The 494-nt window shown below is 73.1% G+C and carries 1 pseudogene; it reads left to right on the top strand.

Annotated features, from left to right (window positions below):
• A pseudogene (locus AAFO60_RS20850) lies at window positions 1–494 on the top strand (hypothetical protein); the annotation flags it as partial.

The following is a 494-nucleotide window of genomic DNA, read 5'->3' as shown; positions in this document are numbered from 1 at the left end:
TGGCCCGGGTGTTCGCGTCCCCGTCGCCGACCGGCGCCGACGACCGGCTCATCCTGGCGGTGATGGTGGAGGTGACCAGACTGCTCAACCTGTGCACCACCACGCTCGCTACCGCGACCGAGGCGGCCGAGCGCGGCGAGATCCCGGCCCGCAAACGCGTCAAACGCGCGACCGACCTGCTGCGCGAACTCGGGCACCCACCAGCCGTCGCCTACCGACTCTCGCGGGTCGGCGCGGCCGCGGCCTCCCTTCCCGAGGTGTCGCGGCAGGCGCGCACCGGTGGTGTCTCGCTTGAGCACGGTGATGCGGTCGGGCGTGGGGTCGCGTTCGTGAGCAAGCGGGTCCCGCTCGACGACCAGTCCCGGCAGGATCTGGCCGCGCAGGCTCATCGTGCAGGTGACGCCGGCCGACGTCGATACCCGTGCCCGCGAGTTGGCCCTCGAGTGGGCGCCCGCTCCCGATCCCGCCGATCCGGAGTCGGAGGTGGTGCCGGT

This window comes from Gordonia aichiensis (assembly GCF_039946255.1).
In the GTDB taxonomy this organism is placed as follows: Bacteria; Actinomycetota; Actinomycetes; order Mycobacteriales; family Mycobacteriaceae; genus Gordonia; species Gordonia aichiensis_A.
This window is presented reverse-complemented; position numbering and strand designations above follow the sequence as displayed.